The following is a 26369-nucleotide window of genomic DNA, read 5'->3' as shown; positions in this document are numbered from 1 at the left end:
TTAAGATAGGTAAATTGAAACAATCACTACTGGAAATGTAGCGACAATAAACACTGACCAAATCCGGTTAATTAATATTAGTCTATTTATTAGTAGTTTTGCCCTAGGGTCCTTGCCAACCCAATAAGGCATATCTTTATCCTATATAACAGTTATCCGCTTAATAAATGTACTGCTGCCTTATGGCGGTTAAAGGTAAACCCTCTACTGCGCCCAGCAATGACCCAGTCATCATGGTAATTCTTGAATTGAGATTCTAGGAATGCATCAACGTTCATACTGCCGATAACGAATAGCAAAACACCTAAAGCACCCCAAACACAAATCAGCACTCATAACGCCAAATTAAGCGGCGCGCAAAAAACGTTAAGACAACGACCATTGTTAAACCGCATCCGACTTGATTTGCTTTGTTATAAGCCTGCGTCACCATCCAAAACTGCCTCACTTTGATTGTTACTTATAAGCCTTGCGAGGCTAACAGAGAGCTCATCTATCTTATGGCTTCTTATTTGTAATTCACCAGAGAGTTTACGTATCTCATTTTTACGGCAGTCAGTATACGGGTAATCTGCCAGTGTGACATGAATACCAATGATTCCATTTAATTTAGAAGCTGTAAGTGCATAACACCGAATTGAAAAGGTTTCTAGATATTCGCTACCATCAGTTTTGGATTGAGAGCCAACCAATTCAACCGAACCAGTCCTTTTTGAGGCAAGTTGCTTTAGTTTGATACAAAAAGCAGTAACGTCATCTAAATTAAACCATGCCTCTCCAAATCCAGAGAAATCGTTTAGGTGTGCCTTACATGTTAAACCTACTGAACAATCATCAAGATCCGCTGTAATTATTAATTGCTTCATTATTCTCCAAAGGCATATAACACGATTTTAAGCGGCGCAGCCCGCTCTTGGCAATATCCGGTTTATGTTTTTGTTATGTTGCTGTGCTAGTTTGAAGAGAAACAATGCTCCACCTAAATCCCTAATCTTTCAAAGTAGTTAATCATAAAAACACCAACAATGATAAATTGACCAAAGAATACGGTATTGAGAATTTTTCCTTTCCAAATAAGCTTTCTTGTCTCATCTGTATCACTAGCACTATCTTTATATTTAAAAAAGAAAATTACGTTTTTAAAGTTTTGCAATGGGTTAGAAAAAGTGTTTTTACCTATTGTTTGAGCATTATCTCCAAGCGTTAATTTGAGCTTTTTTACAATTCGGTCTTCGAGCGCGGAAAACAGGAATGAGCTTACAACTATCCAGCTAAATACAACCCAAAGAATTACGTTTTCGAAATTATCCATAATTCTCCTAGAGCAACATAACAACTTCGATAAGCGGTTTACTAGCGCTTTTCTAACGAATCCTTCTTCACCGTTTTGTTAGAATTACGCACCATCAACCACCCGCTTCTGATAAAACAATGCCTTAATACCCATCCCCGTCAAACTTACCATTATAAACGCCAGCGATAAAACGGAAATATTTAGCTCTACTGTTGAACCTAATAAGGCAAAATAAACTGATGGCATAAGAACAACATTGATAATAACAATACTTATAAAAGATAACACAAATCTATTACGAGAAATTTGTGATGATATCCAAATATTACTAGCTACTAGAACGAAGCCAACTTGCAGCACTAACATACTCGGAACTACTAATAAGAATGCTAGCATTTCATAAAAATTCACATATTTACTTGGCTCCGAGTAATCCTTATGATTTTGCCGGAGGGCTTTATCTAATCGCTTAAACGGGCTTCGCATGAGTATATTTAACACCAGCTTAAGCGGTAAAAATCGCTCTTCATTTTTATCCTCTTCAACCTTTTGTTATGTTTCATCAACCCGCCAGACTACGTTCATATTCGGAAATTGCCTTTGAATTCTATTCGATAAACCAACTACATCATTATGGACAGTATCTGGACTGGCAAAGATATGTACCGAATAGAACCAACCATTATTTCGCAATATTGTTACCGTATGTATGATTTCTTCTATGGAAACTATCTGATTTTTGTGTCTAATTAACCCGCTTGAGTCTAGTTTTAAGAAGAGCGGTGAGTTATCGCATGAACATACCACGTCAATGTCTGTTGGAACATCGATTTTAACGCCAGGTTCATTAGTGCCTAAGAACATTGTAGCCCATACACTCACTATACAGAACATCACACCGATGAACGCATATTGGAATTGATTCAAATCCACTGTACCTTCCTTGAAACATAACACCAAATTAAGCGGCGTTGCCCGCTCTTGGCAATGTCCGCTTCAATTTTTTTGTTATACATCAATGACCTCTGTTGCCAACAATTTGATCACAGAGAATGATTTCCAATTTGCACAAAGACTCATACTATTGCCTTCAATATCACTAAAATTGTATGAACCGACTAGTCTAGCCTCACTTAATAGAGATTCGTTAATTGAGACCTCTGCCAAATAGTAACCCATGTAAGAATCAGATAAAGTGAAGCTTAGATCAACTGTCAATTTACTTGGTACGTGCAGTGCTAAACTACCCAAATACTTGGGAGAAGCTGATTTATCATTAATCGGAAAGAGTACTTTCATTTCGACTAATCCATCAATACTCGATACTTCTATTGCAAAAGGTTTAAAGTCCTCTGCAGCTTCAATCGAGCAAGCATGCGACTCGAAGACGCAAAGTAGAAGAATCGCTAAAATTAACCTCAATGTTTTGCCTTTGATGTATAACACCCGCTTAAGCGGCGAAAATTGCTCTTTATTTTTGTCCGCTTGAAGCGTTTGTTATGTGAAATCAACCTATTATCCCCCATTCCATAATAGACAAAGCTGTTTGAATTGTTCCTAGTAAAAGTAAAATAGCCATTGTTTTAAATTGCTCCTTTAATACCATGTAGAAAGCAACAATATAAGCATAGCTCATCGAGATTATGGGAACGCACATCACAAATAAATCACCAAGTGATAAATGAGTTCCATGACCAAAAGCAGCTTCAAACGGAATAGTAATGACTAAAGGGAAAAAACTAATCAGTATCCCAAAACTAGGGAATACTAATAAATTACCTCTTACTTTTGTCATCTGCGTCACACATAACACCAACTTAAGCGGTGGCGCGTTAGCGTCATCCGGTGACCGAAGGGAACGTACTTTAAGTTTTTGTTAGTTGCTAATTTAATCCACTTTCTTATGGGTAGCATCCTTACTCCTAAAACAACTCTTTGTGCTCGGTGGTGGATGTCGGTGAACAGCCCAAACATCAATATATCACTTAAATTTGAGCTTTACCTTATGCTCAAACAACCTTGCTCATATCAACAACATACCATGAAAAGTCATTTGCCATATCAATTCTGCATGCTTTTGTGTGAAAAATAGTTTTGTCAAAATAGCTTATCAAGCTAACTGGCTAAACATCCTCGTTTAACATGTCGGTATGCAAACCGTTGCTAAACCTTCGACTAATTGATCAGAAGACAATGCAACTAACACCACGTTAAGCGGTAAAAACCGCTCTTGTTTTTATCCGTCTTCAACGTTTTGTTATGCATCGATGCAACGAACCCTCGTGACTCTAATCCCGTTATCAAAAGCTTGCACAAGAGTTTGTTTATCATTATCAATAAAATAAGTAATTATACTTTCCCAAATCTCACCTTCGCCCATCATTTTGAACTTTGCGACTAGTGAAATATGTTTAGATTCTATAATGCCAACCAATTCACCACTCGACTCCCAATACTCAATTGTAGTTGGATTAATCGTAAGTCTCATGTCGCTGAATCTATCCGTACACGCATCTTGAGAAACATCCCAGACTCCTTGATAAGAGACAGGAATCATTTCTACAGAATCACTCAATGCGTTAAAGGCCATAAGACTTAGAAAAGTCGCAATAGAAAATTTCAAATAGTCCCCTTAGATGCATAACACCAATTTAAGCGGCGTTGCCCGCTCTTGGCAATGTCCGCTTCAAATTTTTTGTTATGTTTACGACTCACAGCGCACCCCAATCAATTAAAAATATCGCGGCAGCAGCTAGACCACTTCGATTGATACAACTACCGACCGTCACTTCATTCACTATTAAGTCGTATCTATCATCCGTTGAAGATTTCTTAAATTTTCCAATTAATTTTCCATCGACTGAACTAACTGAATTCTCATCGGCGAAAGCTACTACTTCATCTTGATTATCAAATATCTGGTATTCATGAAAAGAGCCGTATCTACACTTCATCTGCAAGTCCCAAAGCACCCCGAATTTCGAAAATGCAACTCGCTTCCCGCTTGAATCGAAAATCCAGCCTTTTGCTTCACTCATGGCTAGTAAATATAACACCAGCTTAAGCGGTAAAAATCGCTCTTCATTTTTATCCTCTTCAAGCTTTTGTTATGTGTCATTTAGTCCTCGTTAACATCGGATTCTCTAAGTGACTAAAATACATACAATATAGCTTAAAAACAATCGCGAAAATCATTGGCAATACGAAATAAATTAAAGTCATATAGCTGAATATCGAAATATAACCAGAAAAAAATAAATTGAGTATGCCAATGCAAATAAGAAAACTAACAACACCAAATATCAATCGATAAAGTCGTTTGCTTCTATCAGATAATGTGAAAACAGCTGAACAACTTTTGCAAACATACCAGTCCATTACTAATGGAATATCTAAAGTATGGTTCTCACATTTTGGGCATTTACGTTGAAACATCGTTTATCATCATCGACACATAACACCCGATTAAGCGGTAAAAACCGCTCTTGTTTTTATCCGTCTTCAATCGTTTGTTATTTGCCATCTAAATTTAACCACCCATAACTAGATTAATAAATTCGATAAAAAACTAAAATAAAGATTAGAACAGCAATCCAATTCATAGCAATAGCCTGACGTTTGCGCTGCCGCATGACGTTAAGCATCTCTTCAACTGAACCTCTTTGCGCCCCGAGTTTATTTAATTTAAATTTACTTTGCCCATAGACCGCTGTCGCAAATTCCTTATTGGATTTTAAAAATGACCGTATCTTTGATTTACTGATACCAGTTTCCAAGGATAAAGAGATAATGCCACAGCCTTTACCGCCATGTGTCGCAAGCGCTTCCAGAATAATTTTCGCTGTATCTATGCTAATTCTGTGCATCGTATTATCGATTTTCCTTTGGCAAATAACACCCGCTTAAGCGGCGAAAATTGCTCTTTATTTTTGTCCGCTTCAAGCGTTTGTTATCTTTACTTACACCAGACATTTCTAATATCTCTAACATAAATATTTTCGGGGTCGTCCTCGTCCACATAAGATTTACCAAAATCACCTAGAACTTCATTAACAATCAAATCTTCTATTATTCCCTCAGTCTTATCCAGATACAGATTAAGATCTTGTCTAGAACTACCTGTAAACGGCCAATCATCATGTGTATCTGTTACAAATTGAATGTTATCACCTGTATTTTGCAATAAATACCATGTGACAATAGACGACTGGGCTGCATTGCCGGCAAGCTCTCTTTTTTTAGACCCATCCAAGTGTTTAAAGGATATAAGTTCCTTTTTAGACTCATTTACTAATATGTACTGTACGCCCAAAGTGCCTCCTTAAAGATAACACCAATTTAAGCGGCGAAATACCGCTCTTGTATTTTGTCCGACTTCAAATTTTTTGTTAGACATACCTTACCTTTTCTCAATTTTTTTAGTACCGATAATTGGACAAAGGTCACCGTCACCTTGCCACCAAACAGATACAGTTAAGCTAGTTTTCAGACCATCAAAAGCCCTAATATAAGTCACTAGCTTCCCATTTTTCGAGTAAGTTTCTAACGGTGCAGAAGTTGATGCGAAGTCATCATTTTCACCGAGAATGCCTAGAGTGACATTATCAAACTTTTGGCCATCAGCCTCACTTGGAAAAGCTATATAATATGTCCCTTGTTCTTTTGTCCACGATACTTCGATTAGCTTATTGTATGATTCACCTTGAATAGGTACTGAACATGCAAGCAACTTAGCACTATAAAACAAAGCTAAAACGACAATCAATATCCTTGTTTTCAACTAAATCTCCCAAGGTATGTCTAACACCAAATTAAGCGGCGCTGCCCGCTCTTGGCAGTGTCCGCTTGAATTTTTTTGTTATAACTACTTTTCACATTTAAACCTCACTAGTTTTCTACCAACTTTATAAAACCCGAAGATAAAGATACTTGCCAGAAGTGTAGTAAAAATTAGAACTGCTCCCACGAAATCATTGTCCACAAAACTGATAGAGATAGATTCGTAGGGTTTATAATAAAACCCCATAAATTCCAATTCCATTTCCGAGCAAACAGAAGTTACCATTGTACCTCCGCACCGAATAGGAAAGTTCGATAAACGAAAAAAGGTGCTTATCAACAAAAAGCAAACAAGTGCGATTACAGCCAATTTCTTCAATGTACTCACCTAGTAGTTATAACACCAGCTTAAGCGGTAAAAATCGCTCTTCATTTTTATCCTCTTCAAGCTTTTGTTATGCACCTGAAAAATGAGATGACTTCTCAATAAAAACGATATTATATCGAAGATATTTACTTTCATATTATTGAATACCTCCTGAAATTCCCCCGCCAGAGCCGCCGCCAAACGAGCCGCTACTAGGTTTATCATTATCATCCTGACTACGATTAAAAATCCAAATTCCAAGCGCACCAATAAATGGTATCAACCAAACAATAAGCACTTGTATAATCTTCTGTTCATTATCCAAATCATCTCTTTTGATAAGAAACACCGAAACTACAATGTTTAAAGAAAACAAAACACAAATTGTAGCCCAAACCATGCTCATTCTATTTACTCTGCATTGATGCATAACACCAACTTAAGCGGTGGCGCGCTAGCGTCATCCGGTGACCGAAGGGAACGTACTTTAAGTTTTTGTTAGTTGCTAATTTAACCTGTTTTCTTATGGGTAGCATCCTTACTCCTAAAACAACTCTTTGTGCTCGGTGGTGGATGTCGGTGAACAGCCCAAACATCAATATATCACTTAAATTTGAGCTTTACCTTATGCTCAAACAACCTTGCTCATATCAACAACATACCATGAAAAGTCATTTACCATATCAATTCTGCATGCTAATGCGTGAAAAATAGTTTTGTCAGAAAATCCTAGCCGGCTAACTGACTCAACATCCTCGTTTAACATGTCGGTATGCAAACCGTTGCGAAACCTTCGACTAATTGATCAGAAGACAATGCAACTAACACCGCATTAAGCGGCGAAAATCGCTCTTTATTTTTGTCCGCTTTAATGCTTTGTTATGCACCGATCTCACTTTTCCCAGACCTACTTAATAAAACAACACATAATAGAACTGGCAATATTTTTGCAACCGTAATAACTGAATAAAAGAAGACCGTACTATTAGATATTACATTGGCGATAAGCCCGTACACCATGAAAATCACAAACGGTGCAGCCAACATGTAATATTTGTTAGTGCCTACAAATCGTCTCGCGATCAACGCAACCAAATAAAATATTACGGCAAGCGGTATTCCGATGGTGACGAAATCCACCAAAAAAAAGGCCAGTGTTGGCGAAAACTCGTGCAAAGGAGTTAGGATATTTTTTGGTATTGCGACGGCAGCACCATAACCAATGATTGAAATTGCCAGCAACACGAACACAACGCCAATGAACGCAGATGATAATTGGTCAGCAACTGGCTTATTTTGAAAATCAATTCCCATTTTACAATTTCCTTTCAGGTGCATAACACCAATTTAAGCGGCGAAATATCGCTCTTGTATTTTGTCCGTCTTCAAATTTTTTGTTAGGCATGCCGCCTCCGCAGTTTGAATGATGTATACAACTTCGACACACCAAACACTATCGCTAGATTAAATATTAAAGTAATGCTCAGAGACAGAGCGTTAGCACAGCCACTATCATTCAATGACCAAGTAGTTGTCATTATCCAAGGTGCTAAGCCCGCCGCCCCGCAAACAATTGTTCCGGGCATTATCCATACACTTGTAAATAATTTTAAAACTACATATTTTTGCTTACGTAATAATATCCAAATAAACAAAACTGCGACAATTAACCAAAAGATAAAACCGAGAGGATCATTTAATACCATCGAGCCTAAAACAACTGGATAACCTAAGAAAAAGAAAAAATATGCGTATATGAAATCAAACAATCAATCTATCCTTTAGGCTGCCTAACACCATTTTAAGCGGTGGGCGCGCGCTCTTCGCGAACATCCGTCTTCAAAATTTTTGTTAGATTTGCTACAACCGCACATGTTTCGGTACCTTATTTTCTAGCAGTCGAACTAATTCAGGTTGCATTCGTTCAAAATTGTCTGGAATGTCTAAACATACTAAACGCTTACTTTTTAACAGATCTTTGAATTTCTTTGAAACCTTATTCTTGTGTGATTTTTCCATCACCAACACCACGTCTGCCCATTCAATCAAATCGCCAGATATAGTCGTTTCTGCATCTTTATTTGTCCCGCACCCAATAGCTTGAACGTTTGGATAGGCCGAAAATACCTCTTCTCCAGTAGGACTACGCAATCGATTTTCACTACATACAAATAAGAGCTTCATATCTTCCCTAAATCTAACACCAACTTAAGCGGTGAAAATTGCTTTTTATTTTTGTCCGCTTCAAGTTTTTGTTATTTGCCGTTATACTATGTACAACTAACTGTACCAGAGAAGAGTGATGGACGCTATAAGTTATACAGCAGCAAGGGCTAAACTTGCAAGCACAATGGAGCAAGTATGTAATGACCATGCTCCAGTAATAATTACTAGAAAAACACAACCATCTGTCGTCATGATGTCGTTAGAAGATTATCAGGCCATGGAAGAAACAACTTACCTACTAAGATCACCCGAAAATGCTAGAAAACTGTTGGAGTCAATCGCCGAGCTAGAGAGTGGAAGTGGCACAGAAAAGGAACTTAGTGAGTGAAGCTTATCTTTTCATCTACCGCATGGAGCGACTATTTGTATTGGCAAAATACAGATAAAAAAATATTAAAACGAATAAATGCACTAATAAAAGACGTCACAAGAACTCCTTACGAAGGAATCGGAAAACCAGAACCTCTAAAACATGGACTTGCAGGTTACTGGTCTCGTCGAATTAATGATGAACACCGAATGGTCTACAAGGTTAAGGATGATTCGATATTGCTTGCACAGCTCAAATATCACTATGGCAAATAACACCATTTTAAGCGGTGGGCGCGCGCTCTTCGCGAACATCCGTCTTCAAAATTTTTGTTATATGCCATTAGTCTGCCACACTCTCGAGATAACACAATAACTCGGGTTCCGACTTAAATTCAGTAGTTCGAGGAAATCCATTTTTTTCTGTCTTTCCGCTCCAAGTTAAATGAACAATATAAAAACTCTTGCCATCAGTGAAAAGAACATCGTCATTGGCTTCACACTTTGCCAGTACAATCAAATCTACCTGAAATAGATTATGACTATCCGACAACTCCTTTTTTAATTCAGACAATAGAGCCACGCCATGTTTCTGCGGATATTCATTTATCTCAACCCATGGCTCTTTAAACATCAAATTAACCTCGGCATATAACACCGCATTAAGCGGCGAAAATTGCTCTTTATTTTTGTCCGCTTCAATGCTTTGTTATACACGTGCCAAATCAACCTTTTTTTGAGAGATTACAAAGATAATTACTGGTGCATACATTACAAATGCTAAAAAAATAACCAGTGGGTTCCATAGCGCGAAAATAGGCATGTATAAATGATACAAGGGATAATTTAGTCCAAACGAAACTATTTCTGCCCCACTGAATCCATGGCATTCAAAGCCCACCAATAAAGCATCTGTGGCATAACAACCAACAAAATGAGATGGCTTCCCGCCATACTCGACAAGTGTAAAAACTAAAATATCACAGACCAATAGAAAAGCCACGAACGCAAAATAACATAGGCAAAGTTTTCTAATGCATGACCAATATTTGATATTCATCGAAGTGTATAACACCATTTTAAGCGGCGCTGCCCGTTCTTGGCAGTGTCCGCTTCAAAATTTTTGTTATCCTCAATTTGCATCAATGAGCCCCGTATTGCAACACCCAATAAAAGTATGAAATAAGAATCACAACAAACGCTGTTGGCCATAAAAACAAATGCTTTCTTTGAGAACTAGTCAAATTTTGAGTGGTAATTAATAAGAAAATACAAGATGGTACTCTGGGCTAGTATTATCGGCAATATCAGCACTCCGACAATGTAACCAAATATTGAATCTACGTAGTCCGCCAGTGACCCAATATAAAAGAGTTGTATTAGAAATGAGAAAAAACACATTCCTAATACTGTAATAACAAATACTCCACCGCTCATCAATTCACCATTGAGGATAACACCTTGAATAAGCGGTTTGGCAGCGCTTTTCTGACAAATCCGTCTTCATTCTTTTGTTATCTATTTCTCCCATATTCAGTATACCTATATTCGCTTGAAGCTTATATATTCATTTAGCTCAGACTTGACTGGAATTAACAAGAATATTAACCCCGTTACCTTTTCGCTTTTATGAATAAGCAAGTTGCCCATGCAATCTTTATTAAAATTAATTTGAATGTTTTGAGGCCCAACCACGACGCTACCGGAGGGATCTGGGAGAAAGTCAGTATTGTCGTAGAGGCTGATCACGTTACCCCCAAACTTTGTTATTTTAGTAAAATTTATTGTACTCAACCTGCCTTCAATAGACTTAGCTGAGGCTAATAATTCATTGTCCAAATACTTGATTGTTACACTTCTGATTTCGCGATCAGAAAATTCAAAATTACTTTTAGAAAGCGACCATAATATTTCAGATAAATATACATCTCGACCATTGAGTTTACCGTTTCCCAAGTTAACGTAAGTACCAGTCAATTCATCCAGACTACTAAAATTACAAAGGTCTTTTCTTTCTTCTACAGTATTTGATACGCAACCGACTAAAGCCATTGTAAAAAAAGTGTTAAAAGCTTCATAGATAACACCTTACATAAGCGGTTTGGCAGCGCTTTTCTGACAAATCCGTCTTCATGTTTTTGTTATATTTCACTTACCCTACCATACTTAAATAAACATGTGATTGAAACAAATAAGCCTAAAAGCAACGTTAGCATTGTTGTATTAGAAGTCCGCTCCCAAACCGCAAAATACTCAGTTAACCAAGCTGGAAAGAAAAAAGAAAAAGGCAAGTAAATAATAATAAAGGCGAACCAGACCATGTATTCAAAAACCAACTGACCTTTTGCCTTAAGCCTAAGCTTTAAATGTAATCGAACGATCCAGATGCAACTGAATACATAAAGAATCATTCCAATTGCTATTACAATAAAAAGCACTTAACTTTCCCGTGAAATATAACACCTAGTTAAGCGGCAGAAATCTGCTCTTTGATTTATGTCCGTCTTCAACTTTTTGTTATCCTCCAATTAATCCGTGCGTTTCGCCAATTTCTTATAAATTGCATCTTTATCTCTCTTACCTACAGCTAGCACAAAAATAACAACCTCTTGGTCAATAACCTCATAAGCCAAACGATACCCCGCAGTTCTTAACTTTATCTTGTAAACTGATTTGTAGCCTTTCAATTTATCTGCAGCTATGTGCGGACTTTGAATCCTCTCAGCTAATTTTTTCTGAAATTGGATCTTGATAGGATGACCTAACTTTTTCCATTCCTTCAAAGCTGAGGGAAGAAATTTTAGCTTATAAGTCATCTAGTTTTACTTCAATGGCATCAGCCATTTCATGTCGTCTGCTTTCTACGACCTTTGACAACTCATAATCATCTAAGAGGTCCATCAATTGTTCATAGGTTTCAGCAGGAACTAAATAGGCTGCCGGCTTATTGTGATTTAATATAGCTATAGTTGAACCATCTGCTTCGTTCAGTAATGCACTAGGGTTTTTCTTTAGCTCTGAGATACTTGCAGAGCAATCAGCTAATACTTGACGCATGTTAATTTGACCCAATAATAAATAAGGAGCCAATTATAGACCTAAATTAAGAGCCAAATCAAATTTATCTATTGGAGGATAACACCTTACATAAGCGGTTTTGTGGTGCTTTCCCACAAAATGATCTTGACCCGATTTAAAGGACACCTTATTTTTCATCCTATTGTTCGCTCATATTCTAGGGGCGATAAATAGCCCAGACTCGAGTGTAACCTCACTCGATTATAGAATCCATTAATGTACCCCTTCAAAGCATTACGAAGCTCTTTAACAGACTTATAGCGGGCTTTCCTTATCAACTCTCCTTTCAGAGAATGGTAAAACGATTCCATAAACGCATTATCTGTGCAGTGCCCAGCTCGATTAAAGCTTTGCTTAATACCATGCTTTTTCAGTTCATCCCTAAATTCATATCCTAGATATTCAATGCCACGATCTGAATGAAAAATTAATGTATCTGATATTTTCCGTTTCTTCACAGCATTTCTGAGAACCGCAACTGTTAAGCAAGCTTTGCGGTCTTTTGATAAAGACCAACTCAATATTCGTCGGGAGTATACGTCCATTATGGTAGCCAAATATTGCTAAGGCCCCGTTCACTTTTAAATAAGTTATGTCACCTACCCACACTTGGTCAACCCCCGTGGGTTTATTCAACTTCAGAAGCAAATTATCACCACTTCGTTGAAAGCGTTTAAGGACAGGCTTTCGCGGGCATACTCTTGCACAACGACCCACTAAACCAGATGCTTTCATCAGTCTCGCTATGCGTTTTTTCCCCACATCAAGCCCTTGTCTTTTGAGCACGTTGAAGACCCTTGGACTACCATATCGTCCTTGGCTCTTTTGATAAATCTCTGTGATTTTCATCAATAGCTCCTTATCCGATTTGCTCCTATTTGATTCGTCTCGCGTGCACCAATTGTAGTATCCGCTTCTTGACACGTTTAACCACTTACAAAGAGCTTTCACGCCTAAGTGTCGGTATCTTTGGATGAATCCAAATCGTTCTGATGCTGCTCCGCAAGATACCGTTGCCACTTTTTTAGTAGATCATTCTCCTGCTTTAGCTTTTGGTTTTCCTTTTGCAGTTTTGCCAATTCTGTCAGCTCTTTCCGTGAAGGTGTTTTTTTACTTTTAGTCACCGAGACTCTCCCTTGTGGATCAGACTCTATCTTGCCCTCTCGATACCATTTTCGCCAGCGTGAAAGCATAAGTGGGTGAATATCAAGCGCTTCAGCGACCTGCTTACTCTGGATCCCTTCTTGAAGGCTAAGTTTTACCGCTTTGACTTTGAAGTCTGCTGAATATTTCCATGTTTTTCTAGGTTGTGTATATTTTGGCATTGGCCATCTCCAGTTAGTTGGAGGTGTCCACTAAAACGGGGGAACTACAAAATCCGTCTTGATGTTTTTGTTATGTGTGAAACTACAACATGTCATAAATTGCGTTCCCTATTTCTATAGAATCTGGATGGCCTGCCAAATAATCATCCAAATCAAATGACGGACTTGCCCACGTATATTTAGCCTTCTTCCTTGCAAACTGCGCTCGAATAATCTTTAACGGATTCAAGCCAGATTGTGATACCAACAATGCCAAATATTCTATTTCTGTTGCGAATTGGTCTGAATTATCAAAGTAATCTGAATGCACATCACCACCCAATCTGACGATTTTGGCGGCTTCCTCTAATCTAACAACTAAATCACTAGACTTACTCATATAGACACATAACACCATTTTAAGCGGCGCTGCCTGCTCTTGGCAGTGTCCGCTTCAAAATTTTTGTTATATGTCATGTTGCTAGTCACTTACTCAATGCCGAATGATGAACTAACCAATATCCAATCGCCACAAAAACTCCTCCAACTAGAACCGATACGGTCCAAATTACAGGACCAACAAACATTAAGGTGACATTACTTGCCTGCAACCTCTTTGCGTCATTAAAAACAGCCGCACTGAATGCTAAGTGAACAATAACGGTGCCAATTAGCCCTAGCAACCCCCAAGTTGATGCATATGAAGATAACATTCCTAAATTAGTTTCCATTTTAAATACTTCTCCTTTTTAAAGACGCTATTCATCCTCTAAATGACATATAACACCTAGTTAAGCGGCAGAAATCTGCTCTTTGATTTATGTCCGTCTTCAACTTTTTGTTATCCTCCAATTAATCCGTGCGTTTCGCCAATTTCTTATAAATTGCATCTTTATCTCTCTTACCTACAGCTAGCACAAAAATAACAACCTCTTGGTCAATAACCTCATAAGCCAAACGATACCCCGCAGTTCTTAACTTTATCTTGTAAACTGATTTGTAGCCTTTCAATTTATCTGCAGCTATGTGCGGACTTTGAATCCTCTCAGCTAATTTTTTCTGAAATTGGATCTTGATAGGATGACCTAACTTTTTCCATTCCTTCAAAGCTGAGGGAAGAAACTTTAGCTTATAAGTCATCTAGTTTTACTTCAATGGCATCAGCCATTTCATGTCGTCTGCTTTCTACGACCTTTGACAACTCATAATCATCTAAGAGGTCCATCAATTGTTCATAGGTTTCAGCAGGAACTAAATAGGCTGCCGGCTTATTGTGATTTAATATAGCTATAGTTGAACCATCTGCTTCGTTCAGTAATGCACTAGGGTTTTTCTTTAGCTCTGAGATACTTGCAGAGCAATCAGCTAATACTTGACGCATGTTAATTTGACCCAATAATAAATAAGGAGCCAATTATAGACCTAAATTAAGAGCCAAATCAAATTTATCTATTGGAGGATAACAACCTTATTATCTACACTGCCGAATAAGTCCTTTTGGACAGTTTTCGATAATGAGAAATTTTTGTATTCTTTTTACAATATATCAGGGGCTTGGCTAAGTCTAGCTGTCTTTGCGTTACTTTCTTGTTTGTGGTTTCCGATACTAATGACTTAGCGTGATGTATTGGTTTGCCTATTATATTTAAAAAGCTCTCAAGAATAACAATTGCAGGTGCTCTGTATTAAACCAGATGCGTGTTATGTATGTGCTTAGCGATACGAAATGCACAAATTTTCGCTATCGCCATTATACCTATTTGATTTTACGACTCATAAAAAGGAATTTATGTCTGAATTACTAGAGCAAACTCGCGCCGAAATCCGAGTAAGGAGACTAAGCCTTAAAACTGAAAAAGCCTATCTAGCATGGGTCAAAAGATTTATCCGTTTTCACAATTTTAAGCATCCTCAAACGATGGGTAACCTTGAAGTAGAGCACTTTTTAAGCTACCTGGCTAACGAGAGAAAAGTAAGCTCTTCCACGCAAACTCAAGCTTTATGTGCGCTTATTTTTTTGTATAAAAACGTGATTGATATTGATATCAGTGAGTTAAAATATGGGTTCTCTCGCAAACCCAAAAGGTTGCCAACGGTCATCACCGCGGATGAAGCCCGACTAATTTTAAGCTTGTTATCCCCAAAGTATTCTTTAATTTGTGGATTATTATATGGTTCAGGTTTGCGCATCAATGAAGCACTTAAATTACGTATCAAAGATATAAATTTTACTAACAACACCGTTTTTGTATTTAAGGGAAAGGGAAATAAAGATAGATATACTATTTTACCAGACAAACTAGTATCCGGACTTAAGCAACAAATGAAGCATAGTTTACATGTACATAAACACGATTTAAGTGAAGGTTATGGCTTAACATCTTTACCCACTAGCTTATTAAAAAAATATAAACAGGCTGCTTATGATGCAGGGTGGCAATATGTGTTCCCATCAAGTGTAAAGTGCCGTCATCCTATCGATGGTTATATTTGTCGACACCATTTACACGAGACATCCTTTCGTAAACACTTGCGAGAAGCGCTTATCAGCAGTGGAATCAACAAACGGGTGACTGCGCATACTTTTCGTCATACCTTTGCTACTTTATTGCTACTAAGTGGCACCGATATCAGAACACTGCAAGAACTGCTAGGACACAGTGATATAAGAACAACCGATATCTATACACATGTTGTAGGCACTAAGTTTGCTGGTACCAGAAGCCCTATTGACTATTAATCATCATACACTTTGGAGTTGTTTATTCGCTTTGCCTCAATCGCTTCGAGTTTGTCAACAGCATAGTTAAAGCTCGCACCGGATCCTTTAACCCAGCCAATAATAAGTGTCCAAACGCTTGTAAATAGCGCCCTTTAGACTCACTAGCAAGGTAGCACTGTGCAAGCCTAAAATGTATTAGGGCAATGCGTTTTCTTATGGTTGCTTTTTTATATGGAAATCGTTGCGCTGCAGATGCAACAATTGACACACCAGTTTGCCATCGGGTAAATTTATTTTGTGCGCTAATTGAATTGGCGTGACGTCGATATTTAAATACCTTATCGGAAATATTGCCAATATTAGTGACTTCACATAACCTGACTAACATATCATGATCTTGAGCGGCTCTGTAGTCTTCATTAAAGTTCCCGGCCTTGTCATAACATATTTTTCGTACCAACGAGTTAACTGGCAAATGAAAATAGCAGTCTAACAACACTTCATTGGGGTCGCTAGGATCATTCTCAAATTTACCTTCTATGTCATACAGATATTCGCCACTTGCCGACATTGCAACACCCGAACCATATACCAAACCAATATCCGAGTGCTTATTTAAATAATCGACTTGCAAGCTTAGTTTATCTGGTTCAAATACATCATCACTATCCAAAATCGCAATGAACTCACCTTTTGCATGGGCCAAAGCCAAGTTTAAGGCTGCAGATTGACCTTTATTTATCCTATTTTCATGATGAAGTAGAGTAATCTTTCGTTGCTTAGCATGATTTTTAAGTAGCTCATATCCACCATCTCGTGAACCATCATCAACAACAATAATTTCAAAATTCTGATAAGTTTGATGATAAACCGATGCTAGAGTCTCTTCGATATACTCGGCCCGATTGTAAAAGGGAATTAAAACAGACACCAAACCATTGGTGGTAGTAGCATGCATGGTGGCAACTTGACCTTGATTAAACAATAATCATCAAGAGTAAACTACATTATTGTGCTATTCAACAAAGACTGTTGTTTGTCTTTAGGAATCGCCAAATTTGTTTATAAATACAGCACTAACCACCGTCTAACATGTATTTTTCAATGCGCTCAACACGTCTTGGTTTTCCCGAAATAACAATGACATCACGATGGGCAATAGTAAAGCTTGTATCAGGATTTGCTAATTCTACTCCATCTCGTCTAATGGCAATTACTTTTACTCGTCGCCTAGCAATATCTAAGCTATCTAAGGATTTACCCACGGCGTATGCATTCTCAGAGATAACGATTGCATGCATAAATTCAAGCTTATCTCCGGTTTCATATGTAATCTCGGTAGTTTCACCAGGATAAAACCCATGCATGTGTTGATAACCTTCTTTGCGTTCTGCTCTTATTCGCTTAAGTATCCTTGACATAGGTATGCCCGAATAATGTAATACTTGCGAAATAAGCATTAGGCTACCTTCTTGAATTTCAGGAACCACTTGTAAAGCGCCTGCATCGTATAAATCTTGCATTTCGTAGTCTTTGCGCGTTCTTACCAATACAGACACATCAGGGTTGACCGTTTTAATAGTATTTAATACTTTCAACGCTTTTGAGTGCACATCAAAAGTAATAATGGCAAGCTTAGCTGTATGAATATTGGCAAGTTTTAATATATCTTTTTGTGCAACATCACCATAAATTATTGACTCTCCCGCCAACAAACTTTCTTTTACTCGTATTGGGTCGCTATCAACAACAACATACGACAAACCCTCTAATTTGAGCATTCGCGCGATTGATTGCCCTACTCTGCCAAACCCTAGTATTACTACATGTTGTTGCATACTGGTTTGCTGTCTTTCTTCTTCAAGAGCCTGATGCAAATTATTACCCGATAGCTTTGTTGCAATAGCACCAGATTTATTTATTAACAAGGGGGTTAAGGCCATACTAAGTAAGCCCACACTTACTAACAATGATGAAATTTGAGGACTGATTAAACCGTTACTAAGTGCAAGAGCAATAATGACAAAGCTAAATTCGCCCATTTGTGACAACTTTATTCCTGCAGCCCAAGCATCCTGCGAATCTGACTGCGTTATATAAGCAGCAAGTCTTACCATTGCAGCTTTACAGCAAACCAAAAGTAAAAGTAATAAAATAATAAAGTGTAAGTCCGTGACAAAAACCGAAAGCTCGAGCTTCATACCCACTGTAATAAAAAACAGCCCCATTAAAATATCTCGAAATGGCCTAATATCGGCTTCTAACTGATGTCTATATTGAGATTCACTGAGCATCATTCCCGCTAAGAATGCTCCAAGAGCCATCGACAAACCTAAAGAATAGGTAGCGCCTGCAGCGAGCAATGCGATAAGAATGGTACTTAGCACAAACAACTCATCAGTACGCGTTTTTGCAATTTCATTAAATATACGAGGCAGCAACCATTTGCCGATAGAAAGCAATAGCACAACCGCAACAAAGCCTTTAAGCATAGCTAAACCAATTGCTAAGGCAAAAGATTGTTCGGTATCGGCTGATAGTAAGGGAATAATGATCAGTAGCGGCACTACCGCTAAATCTTGAAACAGTAATACGCTAACCGCTAATTGAGAACGTTGAGTGTTGAGTTTGCCTTGATCATCAATGGTCTTTATTACAATAGCGGTAGAGGATAGCGCAATACTAGCACCGACTATTACCGCTGCGGTAAATGTTTGCCCCACTAACATAGCAAACCCGGCAAAAAGTAAAGTGGTCAGGATCATTTGCCCTGATCCTAGGCCAAACACAAGTTTGCGCATTGCAAACATTCTCGCCAAACTAAATTCTAAACCTAGAGTAAAAAGCAAAAACACAATCCCAATTTCAGCAGCAAGGTGCATATCATCGGGATTAGTAAACAGTTTCAGCAACTCTGGCCCAGTAATAACGCCTGCCACAAGATATGCCAAAATGGGCGGTAAATTGATGCGCTTGAATAGCCATACCATTATTACCGCTATCGCCATTAAACTAATAATGCTAACAAAAGTATGATCCAAGCAAATTTCCCTTTATTAATGACATGAAATGCATAAAGACCAAGCAATGGTATACATTTTGCTAAGTCTAAATACACAAGCTAATAAAACGCTTGATATGATTAAAAACGACAAAAGTCTGTCGTTTGTTAAATGTTGTCAAACTTGCTGTACTTAATAAAGCATAGCGCTTAAAGCAGGATTTGAACAGACTATTTAACTCGCTCATATATGAATGTTTTAAGCATTATTCATCAACGTAGACTGGAGTAGTAGATGGACATTAGTACAATATCTAAAGAGCAAGACAATAGGGTTATATTAGGCGAGAGCATTGCCGAAACACCTGTTTTAACAATGTCAGAATCCGCTTTAATTATGCGAACCATGTTGTCCTCTATAGATTTAGAAAGTCTAACTGAAGATTATTTTACTATTTTAAGTGGCAAACTTCCCTGCACCTCTTTAAAGCTATCGTTTTCAGACCGCGTGCTAAAAACAGGGAAATCTAGAAACAACGCTAGAATAATGAAAATCGCCATTTACTACGGTCAACCTTTTGGCACTCCTCAGCATGCGCAGCTTGCTTATTGTTTTTCACGAGTATTAACGCCCGTTCAACGTAAATTACTTTCAGAAATGCATAGCATCTTCGCGATGAGCTTAAAACACGCTCTTGAGTATTATCGTATTAGCCAATTAGCGACAAAAGACATGCTCACAGGGCTTGGTAATAGGGCTCATTATGAGGAGTCGTTAAACAAGCTAATCAGCATCAGCAAAAGAAACAAGGAAAGTTTTGGTCTTTTAGTGTTTGACCTAGACAATTTTAAAGCGGTAAATGATAAGTTTGGTCATCTTGAAGGCGACCAAGTGCTAGTCGCGTTTTCGAATATACTCACAAATTGTCTACGTGATTCCGATCACGCATTTAGATTTGGTGGCGATGAATTTTGTTGTTTATTGATAGATAGCAATCCCGCAGCAAATGAACAAGTAGCTCAGCGCATAAGTGAAAGCATCGCAAAGGATCCCTTGTTCATTCAACACCACGTTTCAAGTAGCGTTGGTGCAACATCATTTATTCAAAGCGATAATGGTCAGAGCTTATTTGACAGAGCCGACGCTGCGCTGTTAAAAGCAAAAGAAGCCGGCAAGGATACCTTTATTGCAGCATAGTTAAAAAGATGATTGCCATTGCAAACTAATGCACAGTGAGTCACTTTTCGAGGCAATACTTAAATTTAGCCATATTTTATTGGGCAACAAAACAGCCCATAACTGTTCATCTTTGTATAACAAAGGAATTTGCTTTCGGTGTAAAGATGAAAAACCCCATTCTTGAAACCATACTTTTAATGCTTTTGAGGGTCTTTTGTGCTCAAATTTAGCCTTTTCATTCATCCTCGCAAATCTTATACAAAAATCTGCATTTGGTACTTCCAATTGTAATGGTGATTGCTGATTGCCTTCACTTTGCACTAAGCGACCCACTCCCTCGATCTCAAGTGCTAATTCCTTATCAAGGGCCAAATGAAACTCTTGATTCGCATCAAAATCCGGCAAAATATGTACACATTGCTGATATTTCTCGATAACATAATCTTTAAACACAATATGCGGCGATGGATTGGAAACATGATGGTTTGAAATAAGCGCTAACACCTGCTCAATTTGTTGTGCAGATGGGTAAAAGTTAGTATTTAAATGTATCCAATATCGTAAAAATGACTGTTGTGTTGCATCGCTTTGTGAACAAAACTCAAGCAACTTTAAGGTTTTATTTTGTATCAGTTCCTTTGCCAAAATAGACATATATTCGTCTAGACTAGTTTGAGCTTGCGCGCAATGTGAAGCGCTTCTAGAGATTGTTTTGCTTGCTTGAGGCCAACGTTGAATTAATACCGGCATAAGAGATTGGCGAATATAATTTCGATCAAATCCTTGATCTTGATTCGATTCGTCTTCCACCCACTGTAAATCAAATGACTTTGCATATTTGTTTATGTCTGTTTTCAAGCAATCTAATAGCGGGCGGCTAATATTAGGAAAATTACTTTGGTCGCCGCGCGAATACTCAGCCATTGAGCTAAGTCCTTTTATGCCTGAGCCTCTAAGCAATTGCAGCAAAAACGTTTCGGCTTGGTCATCTTGATGCTGCCCAAGCAAAACAATGCCTGATTTCGCATGCTTAGCGAGGGCTTTATAGCGTAAATCGCGAGCGACTGCCTCTAAGCTTTCTCGTGGTTTTCTATTAATCTCAAGTGTTTCGATTATTAAATCAATACCCAATGCATCACATACTTCTTGACAGAAGTTTGACCATATTGGTGAATTCCCACTTAAGCCGTGATTAACATGAATAGCTTGTAAGAAAAAAGCTTGCTTGTCAGTACTAACGCGTGAGCGATTAATACCTTGAACAAACTGATGTGCCAAATGGAGTAGAACAATGGAGTCTATGCCGCCGCTCAGGGCAACAAATAAACGATTTGAGTCGACTTTAGCGTGAGTATTTTCTTGCTTATCAATTTTAAAAGTATCTGCGTTTGTAAGCTTGAAAATATGCCGTTCGAGCGTCTGGCAAAACGTATTGCTAAAGTTACTCATCAACAACGACATATAATTCTCATCTGCGAGTCATTAAGCCTGTTTACGCGATACCTTAGCAGTAACCAAACGACATTAAACGCTCGTAACGTTCTTGCATCAGTGTTTGTTGATTAAGCGATTGTAACTGCGCTAATTGTTGCTTAATAGTTGCTTTAAGGTTTGCAGCCATACCCTTATGATCACGATGTGCTCCGCCTAAAGGCTCATCAATAATATTATTAATTAACCCTAAGTCTTTTATTTGAGGAGCTGTCACGCCCATAGCTTCTGCTGCAATAGGCGCCTTGTCTGCACTTTTCCATAAAATAGAAGCGCATCCTTCAGGTGAAATAACTGAATAGGTTGAATACTGAAGCATGTTAACACGGTCGCCCACTCCAATAGCAAGAGCTCCACCACTACCGCCTTCACCTATTACAGTGCAAATGATCGGCACTTTTAGCATCGCCATCACTTTTAAATTCATGGCAATTGCTTCACTTTGGCCACGCTCCTCTGCACCGACACCTGGGTAAGCACCCGGAGTATCGATAAAAGTGATAATGGGCAAATTGAAACGCTCTGCCATTCGCATAAGTCTCAGCGCTTTGCGATACCCTTCGGGTTTTGGCATACCAAAATTACGTTTAATCTTCTCAGAAGTATCCCTTCCTTTTTGATGCCCAATTATCATTACTGGCGTACCATCAAGTTTCGCTAAACCACCTATTATCGCTTTATCATCCGCATAAGCTCTATCGCCCGCTAATTCATCGAAATCAGTGAGCATATTGTCAATGTAGTCTTGAGTATATGGCCTCATTGGGTGGCGAGCAACTTGAGATATTTGCCAAGCTCCTAAACCCTCAAAAATTTTCCGAGTGCGATCAGCGTTTTTCTCACGTAATTTGCTGATTTCCTCTTCAATCCCTACATCAAAGTCACCACCTTGATTAACAATCTTCAATTCTTCTATCTTGGCTTCTAACTCGGCAATTGGTTGCTCGAAATCAAGAAATTGTAAGCCCATATTGATATTATCCGTCTTTATTATATTTTGATTATATTTTATTTATATGTTGCGCTAGGTATTAAATAGCACATTTACATTGTCTGCGCCAAGTTGATGCCTAAGTTGCGCGACAAGATCATCATCTACATTAACAAACCATGAGACACTTGTTTTCAATTCTAGTTCAGCATCTGGATGCTCGACAAATATATGGATTGGACATGTTCCACCCTTATAATTGCGTAATACATCTTGTAGTTTCGATACTGTTGATAGTTTGCATTGAGACGTTGATAAGTTAATTCTCAACATTTTAGCAAAACGATTTCGTGCATCATCAATAGACATCACTTCTAAGATGCTCATTGTAGTGCCTTCGGTGTACCTATCAAAGCTGACCTGTCCCTTAATCCACACAAGATTATCTACTGATAATTGATCTTCGAAGCGTTCAAATGCATCAGGCCCAACGCGCATTTCCATTCTTGCAGATTTATCATCTAGCGTTACCAGTGCCCAACGCTTTCCTTGCTTATTAGTTAACACTCGCAGCGCGTAAATTAAGCCAGCGGTACTCGTATGATTATCACGTTTTTGTGGTACTAGGTTTTTAATTTCACAATCAATATAGTGTTTGCACTCATTTTTATATTGTGTCATTGGGTGGCCTGTCAAATACAAGCCCAAGGTTTCCTTTTCACCATTTAGCCAAACTTTCTCGGTCCATGGCGGCACCTGAGTAAAACTATGTTGAGCTTGTGCTTGCGTAAAATCTTCCATGCCAAACAAGTCACCTTGGCCTGCCGCGGCTGCTTTGGCATTTTGTGAAGCTGAATCCAAAGCATCTTTTAGACTTGCAAACAATACGGCTCTATAAGGGCCTAACGGCTCTTGACCTAGTTTGTCACGATGCGGACTAAGTTGATCCATCGCACCTGAATACACAAGCTTTTCAAGCACGCGTTTATTGATTTTTTTCAAGTCTACCTTGGCACAAAAATCAAATAAATCATCAAACAAACCTTGGTTTTGGCGCGCATCAATAATTGCTTCAACAGGGCCTTCTCCTACACCTTTGACAGCGCCAATACCATAAACAATCTGGCCTTCACTGTTCACAGTAAATTTATATTGGCCTGCATTTAAATCAGGCGGTAAAACCGTTAGACCCATATTGTTGCATTCGTCAATCAAGGTCACGATCTTGTCTGTGTTATCCATATCAGCAGATAGCACGGCAGCCATAAATTCGGCAGGATAGTGGACTTTTAGCCATAGTGTTTGATACGAAACTAAGGCATAGGCTGCTGAGTGAGACTTGTTGAATCCATAACCTGCAAATTTTTCAACCAAATCAAAGATTTTCATTGCAAGTTCAGGGTCGATGTTATTATCAACAGCGCCGGTTTTAAAACTCTCGCGTTGCTTTTCCATCTCTTCTAACTTCTTCTTCCCCATCGCTCGACGCAACAAATCAGCTCCGCCCAGTGAGTATCCGGACATGACTTGCGCGATTTGCATAACCTGTTCTTGATACAAAATAATGCCATAAGTCGGCTCAAGAATTTCTTTTAAGCACTCATGTTGATATGTTGCATCTGGGTAAGACACCTCCTCGCGGCCGTGTTTTCTGTCAATAAAATTATCGACCATTCCTGACTGCAATGGCCCTGGTCTAAATAGGGCAACCAACGCGATAATCTCTTCAAACACATCGGGTTGTAGCCGATTAATTAGGTCTTTCATACCTCTAGATTCGAGTTGAAATACTGCGGTAGTTTTCGCTTTTTTGAGGTAACTAAAGGCCTTTTTATCTTCTAAGGGAATGCTGGTGATATCTATGTCGATACCTTGTACGTCTTTGATCATATCCACTGCCCATTGGATAATGGTCAATGTGCGCAGTCCCAAAAAGTCAAACTTAACTAAGCCTGCGGTCTCAACGTCATTTTTATCAAATTGCGTGACTGGATTTGCACCTACATCATCACAATATAATGGCGCAAAATCAGTGATGGTTGTGGGCGAAATTACAACCCCTCCTGCGTGTTTACCGGCATTACGAGTAACGCCTTCTAAAATACGCGCCATATCAATCAGTTCGGCAACCTCTTCATCTTGATCATAGATTTCTTGTAATCTAGGTTCGACCTGAAATGCCTTCTCAAGCGTCATACCAGAGTCACTATAGGTACCATTTTAGAAATTCTATCGACAAAGCCATAAGGATGCCCCATCACTCTGCCTACGTCTCGAATAACAGCTTTTGCAGCCAATGTACCAAATGTAATGATTTGTGATACAGCGTCTCGGCCATAAATTTCTGCGACATGATCAATAACCTCATCTCGCCTGTCCATGCAAAAATCAATATCAAAGTCAGGCATCGATACCCGCTCTGGATTTAAGAATCGCTCAAATAGCAAATCAAACTCTAGTGGGTCAAGGTCAGTAATATCTAAAGCGTAAGCAACCAAGGACCCTGCACCCGAGCCACGACCATAGCCCCACTGGTATATTGTTGTCTTTACTCCATTGGATAAACTCCATGACTATCAAAAAATAGCCTGTAAATCCCATATCATTTATCACTTCCAGCTCTACCGCTAGTCTTTCATCGTATTGCACGCGCTTTGCTACACGCTCTTGCTCATCTGGAAAAATTTGTTTTAAACGTCGCTCTAATCCTAGTTGTGATTGCTTGACTAGAAATTCTTCGGTTGTCATATCGCCTGTGGGAAAATTAGGCAGGAAATATTCGTTTAATGTCACTTTGACATTGCAACGTTTAGCGATCTCTATTGTATTTTCAATCGCAGAAGGGATATCAGCAAACAATTCACACATTTGCTCTGCGCTTCGCAAATATTGCTGTGAGGTGTAGCGCTTCTCGCGTCGATTATCATCAAGCGTATACCCTTCACTTATGCAAACTCGCACTTCATGCGCTTCGAAGTCTTCTTCGTTTAAAAAGCGGACATTGTTAGTTGCGACCACTGGTAGGTCATTTTTAGCTGCTAGCTCAACCGCGTGCTCGATATAATCGTTTTGGCCATGATGTCCAGTGCGTTGCAGTTCGATATAATAACGGTCTGCAAAGTAAGTTTGATAAAACTCAATTACTTGTTGAATGATGGCAGGCTTATTAGCATTAATTGCTTTGCCCAAATCGCCTTCAAGCGCACCAGATAGAACAATAATGCCTTCATTATGGTCTTGCAAAACAGATTGATTAACAACAGGTTTATGCTGAATGTGACCTTGAAGATAAGCCTTTGAAATAATATTGGTAATGTTCTTATAACCTAGCTCATTTATCGCTAGTAACCCTATTTGAACAAACTGGCCATCCAAAAAGTCACTTTGCATCCAAATATCGCAGCCGATAATTGGCTTAATTCCATGGCTAGGTGCAGCTGAATAGAATTTAACTAAACCGCATAAATTCATCGCATCAGTGAGCGCTAACGCATTGAACCCCATATCCTTGCAAGCGCTTAGAATAGGTTTTACTTTATTTAGACCATCATTCATTGAATAGTCTGAATGCATGCGAAGGTGAACGAATTCTGCTGACACGTGTTTCTTTACTCCATCAAAACAATTTGATTATTCTACCGCTTTATCGAAAAACTTGTTATCTAGTTTTGGTGAAAATTGTATCTT

Annotated in this window: 31 protein-coding genes and 2 pseudogenes; 4 read left to right on the top strand and 29 right to left on the bottom strand. The window is 38.6% G+C overall.

What is annotated here, in order from left to right; translation table 11 throughout:
- Positions 1–413: 413 nt before the first annotated feature.
- The 15 genes from ACZ1G6_RS04505 to ACZ1G6_RS04435 form a co-directional block, all read right to left on the bottom strand.
- Complete coding sequence (locus ACZ1G6_RS04505; protein ID WP_472618251.1) at positions 414–866, bottom strand: hypothetical protein; 453 nt, start codon at positions 864–866, stop codon at positions 414–416.
- A gap of 113 nt (positions 867–979) precedes the next feature.
- Complete coding sequence (locus tag ACZ1G6_RS04500; protein ID WP_472618250.1) at positions 980–1312, bottom strand: hypothetical protein; 333 nt, start codon at positions 1310–1312, stop codon at positions 980–982.
- Positions 1313–1396: 84 nt separating this feature from the next.
- On the bottom strand, positions 1397–1705 hold the full coding sequence (locus ACZ1G6_RS04495) for a hypothetical protein (RefSeq protein ID WP_472618249.1): 309 nt from the start codon (positions 1703–1705) through the stop codon (positions 1397–1399).
- A 141-nt stretch (positions 1706–1846) separates the two neighbouring features.
- The gene (locus ACZ1G6_RS04490) at positions 1847–2158 is read right to left on the bottom strand and encodes a hypothetical protein (protein ID WP_472618248.1); all 312 of its coding nucleotides are present in this window, start codon (positions 2156–2158) and stop codon (positions 1847–1849) included.
- Positions 2159–2302: 144 nt separating this feature from the next.
- Positions 2303–2716 carry a hypothetical protein gene (locus ACZ1G6_RS04485; protein WP_472617759.1) on the bottom strand — a complete coding sequence of 138 codons (414 nt, stop codon included), beginning with the start codon at positions 2714–2716 and terminating at the stop codon, positions 2303–2305.
- Between the two features lie 85 nt (positions 2717–2801).
- Positions 2802–3098, bottom strand: coding sequence for a hypothetical protein (locus ACZ1G6_RS04480; protein WP_472618247.1), 297 nt, complete (start codon positions 3096–3098; stop codon positions 2802–2804).
- A 453-nt stretch (positions 3099–3551) separates the two neighbouring features.
- Complete coding sequence (locus ACZ1G6_RS04475) at positions 3552–3917, bottom strand: hypothetical protein (RefSeq protein ID WP_472618246.1); 366 nt, start codon at positions 3915–3917, stop codon at positions 3552–3554.
- 88 nt (positions 3918–4005) lie between these two features.
- Positions 4006–4248, bottom strand: a complete 243-nt coding sequence (locus ACZ1G6_RS04470) for a hypothetical protein (RefSeq protein ID WP_472618245.1) — start codon at positions 4246–4248, stop codon at positions 4006–4008.
- A 594-nt stretch (positions 4249–4842) separates the two neighbouring features.
- Complete coding sequence (locus tag ACZ1G6_RS04465; RefSeq protein WP_472618244.1) at positions 4843–5160, bottom strand: hypothetical protein; 318 nt, start codon at positions 5158–5160, stop codon at positions 4843–4845.
- 89 nt (positions 5161–5249) lie between these two features.
- Positions 5250–5606: a hypothetical protein gene (locus ACZ1G6_RS04460; protein WP_472618243.1), complete on the bottom strand. Its 357-nt coding sequence runs from the start codon at positions 5604–5606 to the stop codon at positions 5250–5252.
- An 87-nt stretch (positions 5607–5693) separates the two neighbouring features.
- Positions 5694–6074, bottom strand: a complete 381-nt coding sequence (locus ACZ1G6_RS04455; RefSeq protein WP_472618242.1) for a hypothetical protein — start codon at positions 6072–6074, stop codon at positions 5694–5696.
- Between the two features lie 523 nt (positions 6075–6597).
- On the bottom strand, positions 6598–6765 hold the full coding sequence (locus tag ACZ1G6_RS04450; RefSeq protein ID WP_472618241.1) for a hypothetical protein: 168 nt from the start codon (positions 6763–6765) through the stop codon (positions 6598–6600).
- Positions 6766–7071: 306 nt separating this feature from the next.
- Entirely contained in the window at positions 7072–7218 is a 147-nt protein-coding gene (locus tag ACZ1G6_RS04445) for a hypothetical protein (protein WP_472618240.1), read from the bottom strand.
- A 101-nt stretch (positions 7219–7319) separates the two neighbouring features.
- Entirely contained in the window at positions 7320–7754 is a 435-nt protein-coding gene (locus ACZ1G6_RS04440) for a hypothetical protein (RefSeq protein ID WP_472618239.1), read from the bottom strand.
- 546 nt (positions 7755–8300) lie between these two features.
- Positions 8301–8591, bottom strand: a complete 291-nt coding sequence (locus ACZ1G6_RS04435) for a low molecular weight protein tyrosine phosphatase family protein (RefSeq protein ID WP_472618238.1) — start codon at positions 8589–8591, stop codon at positions 8301–8303.
- 151 nt (positions 8592–8742) lie between these two features.
- Between ACZ1G6_RS04435 and ACZ1G6_RS04430 the strand changes: the two genes are divergently transcribed.
- Positions 8743–8994 carry a type II toxin-antitoxin system Phd/YefM family antitoxin gene (locus ACZ1G6_RS04430; RefSeq protein WP_472618237.1) on the top strand — a complete coding sequence of 84 codons (252 nt, stop codon included), beginning with the start codon at positions 8743–8745 and terminating at the stop codon, positions 8992–8994.
- On the top strand, positions 8991–9251 hold the full coding sequence (locus ACZ1G6_RS04425) for a Txe/YoeB family addiction module toxin (protein ID WP_472618236.1): 261 nt from the start codon (positions 8991–8993) through the stop codon (positions 9249–9251). Before ACZ1G6_RS04430 ends, ACZ1G6_RS04425 begins: the two co-directional genes overlap by 4 nt.
- Before the next feature lie 67 nt (positions 9252–9318).
- On the opposite strand, the gene ACZ1G6_RS04420 is transcribed toward ACZ1G6_RS04425, so the two are convergent.
- The 9 genes and pseudogenes from ACZ1G6_RS04420 to ACZ1G6_RS04380 form a co-directional block, all read right to left on the bottom strand.
- Positions 9319–9609, bottom strand: a complete 291-nt coding sequence (locus ACZ1G6_RS04420; protein WP_472618235.1) for a hypothetical protein — start codon at positions 9607–9609, stop codon at positions 9319–9321.
- A gap of 908 nt (positions 9610–10517) precedes the next feature.
- The gene (locus tag ACZ1G6_RS04415) at positions 10518–11027 is read right to left on the bottom strand and encodes a hypothetical protein (protein WP_472618234.1); all 510 of its coding nucleotides are present in this window, start codon (positions 11025–11027) and stop codon (positions 10518–10520) included.
- 476 nt (positions 11028–11503) lie between these two features.
- Complete coding sequence (locus ACZ1G6_RS04410; protein ID WP_472618231.1) at positions 11504–11791, bottom strand: type II toxin-antitoxin system RelE family toxin; 288 nt, start codon at positions 11789–11791, stop codon at positions 11504–11506.
- Positions 11781–12032 carry a type II toxin-antitoxin system Phd/YefM family antitoxin gene (locus ACZ1G6_RS04405; RefSeq protein ID WP_472618924.1) on the bottom strand — a complete coding sequence of 84 codons (252 nt, stop codon included), beginning with the start codon at positions 12030–12032 and terminating at the stop codon, positions 11781–11783. The genes ACZ1G6_RS04410 and ACZ1G6_RS04405 overlap by 11 nt, the downstream gene beginning before the upstream one ends.
- A gap of 155 nt (positions 12033–12187) precedes the next feature.
- Positions 12188–13378 (bottom strand): annotated as a pseudogene (locus tag ACZ1G6_RS04400) (IS3 family transposase).
- An 82-nt stretch (positions 13379–13460) separates the two neighbouring features.
- A complete protein-coding gene (locus ACZ1G6_RS04395; protein ID WP_472618233.1) occupies positions 13461–13757 on the bottom strand; it encodes a hypothetical protein in 297 nt (98 codons plus the stop codon).
- 85 nt (positions 13758–13842) lie between these two features.
- Positions 13843–14088: a hypothetical protein gene (locus ACZ1G6_RS04390; RefSeq protein WP_472618232.1), complete on the bottom strand. Its 246-nt coding sequence runs from the start codon at positions 14086–14088 to the stop codon at positions 13843–13845.
- A gap of 121 nt (positions 14089–14209) precedes the next feature.
- Positions 14210–14497, bottom strand: coding sequence for a type II toxin-antitoxin system RelE family toxin (locus tag ACZ1G6_RS04385; protein ID WP_472618231.1), 288 nt, complete (start codon positions 14495–14497; stop codon positions 14210–14212).
- Positions 14487–14738 carry a type II toxin-antitoxin system Phd/YefM family antitoxin gene (locus ACZ1G6_RS04380; RefSeq protein WP_472618924.1) on the bottom strand — a complete coding sequence of 84 codons (252 nt, stop codon included), beginning with the start codon at positions 14736–14738 and terminating at the stop codon, positions 14487–14489. Before ACZ1G6_RS04380 ends, ACZ1G6_RS04385 begins: the two co-directional genes overlap by 11 nt.
- 408 nt (positions 14739–15146) lie before the next feature.
- Here ACZ1G6_RS04380 and ACZ1G6_RS04375 point away from each other — a divergent pair, with 408 nt between their 5' ends.
- Positions 15147–16097: an integron integrase gene (locus ACZ1G6_RS04375; RefSeq protein WP_472618230.1), complete on the top strand. Its 951-nt coding sequence runs from the start codon at positions 15147–15149 to the stop codon at positions 16095–16097.
- 22 nt (positions 16098–16119) lie between these two features.
- Here ACZ1G6_RS04375 and ACZ1G6_RS04370 read toward each other — a convergent pair whose 3' ends face one another.
- On the bottom strand, positions 16120–17037 hold the full coding sequence (locus ACZ1G6_RS04370) for a glycosyltransferase (RefSeq protein ID WP_472618229.1): 918 nt from the start codon (positions 17035–17037) through the stop codon (positions 16120–16122).
- Positions 17038–17155: 118 nt separating this feature from the next.
- Positions 17156–19120: a monovalent cation:proton antiporter family protein gene (locus ACZ1G6_RS04365; protein ID WP_472618228.1), complete on the bottom strand. Its 1965-nt coding sequence runs from the start codon at positions 19118–19120 to the stop codon at positions 17156–17158.
- Positions 19121–19375: 255 nt separating this feature from the next.
- On the opposite strand from ACZ1G6_RS04365, the gene ACZ1G6_RS04360 reads away from it, so the two are divergent.
- Positions 19376–20278 (top strand): GGDEF domain-containing protein, encoded by a 903-nt coding sequence (locus tag ACZ1G6_RS04360; protein ID WP_472618227.1) that lies wholly within the window; start codon positions 19376–19378, stop codon positions 20276–20278.
- On the opposite strand, the gene tilS is transcribed toward ACZ1G6_RS04360, so the two are convergent.
- The 3 genes and pseudogenes from tilS to dnaE all read right to left on the bottom strand — a co-directional run bounded on the left by tilS (position 20279) and on the right by dnaE (position 26255).
- Complete coding sequence (tilS, locus tag ACZ1G6_RS04355; RefSeq protein ID WP_472618226.1) at positions 20279–21721, bottom strand: tRNA lysidine(34) synthetase TilS; 1443 nt, start codon at positions 21719–21721, stop codon at positions 20279–20281.
- Between the two features lie 43 nt (positions 21722–21764).
- Complete coding sequence (gene accA / locus ACZ1G6_RS04350) at positions 21765–22721, bottom strand: acetyl-CoA carboxylase carboxyl transferase subunit alpha (RefSeq protein ID WP_472618225.1); 957 nt, start codon at positions 22719–22721, stop codon at positions 21765–21767.
- Between the two features lie 54 nt (positions 22722–22775).
- Positions 22776–26255, bottom strand: a pseudogene (gene dnaE, locus ACZ1G6_RS04345) (DNA polymerase III subunit alpha).
- Positions 26256–26369 lie beyond the last annotated feature (114 nt).

It is taken from the genome of Glaciecola sp. HA4-3, assembly GCF_055693685.1.
Note: the sequence above shows the minus strand (reverse complement) of the source record. Positions and strands in the feature narration are given on the sequence as shown.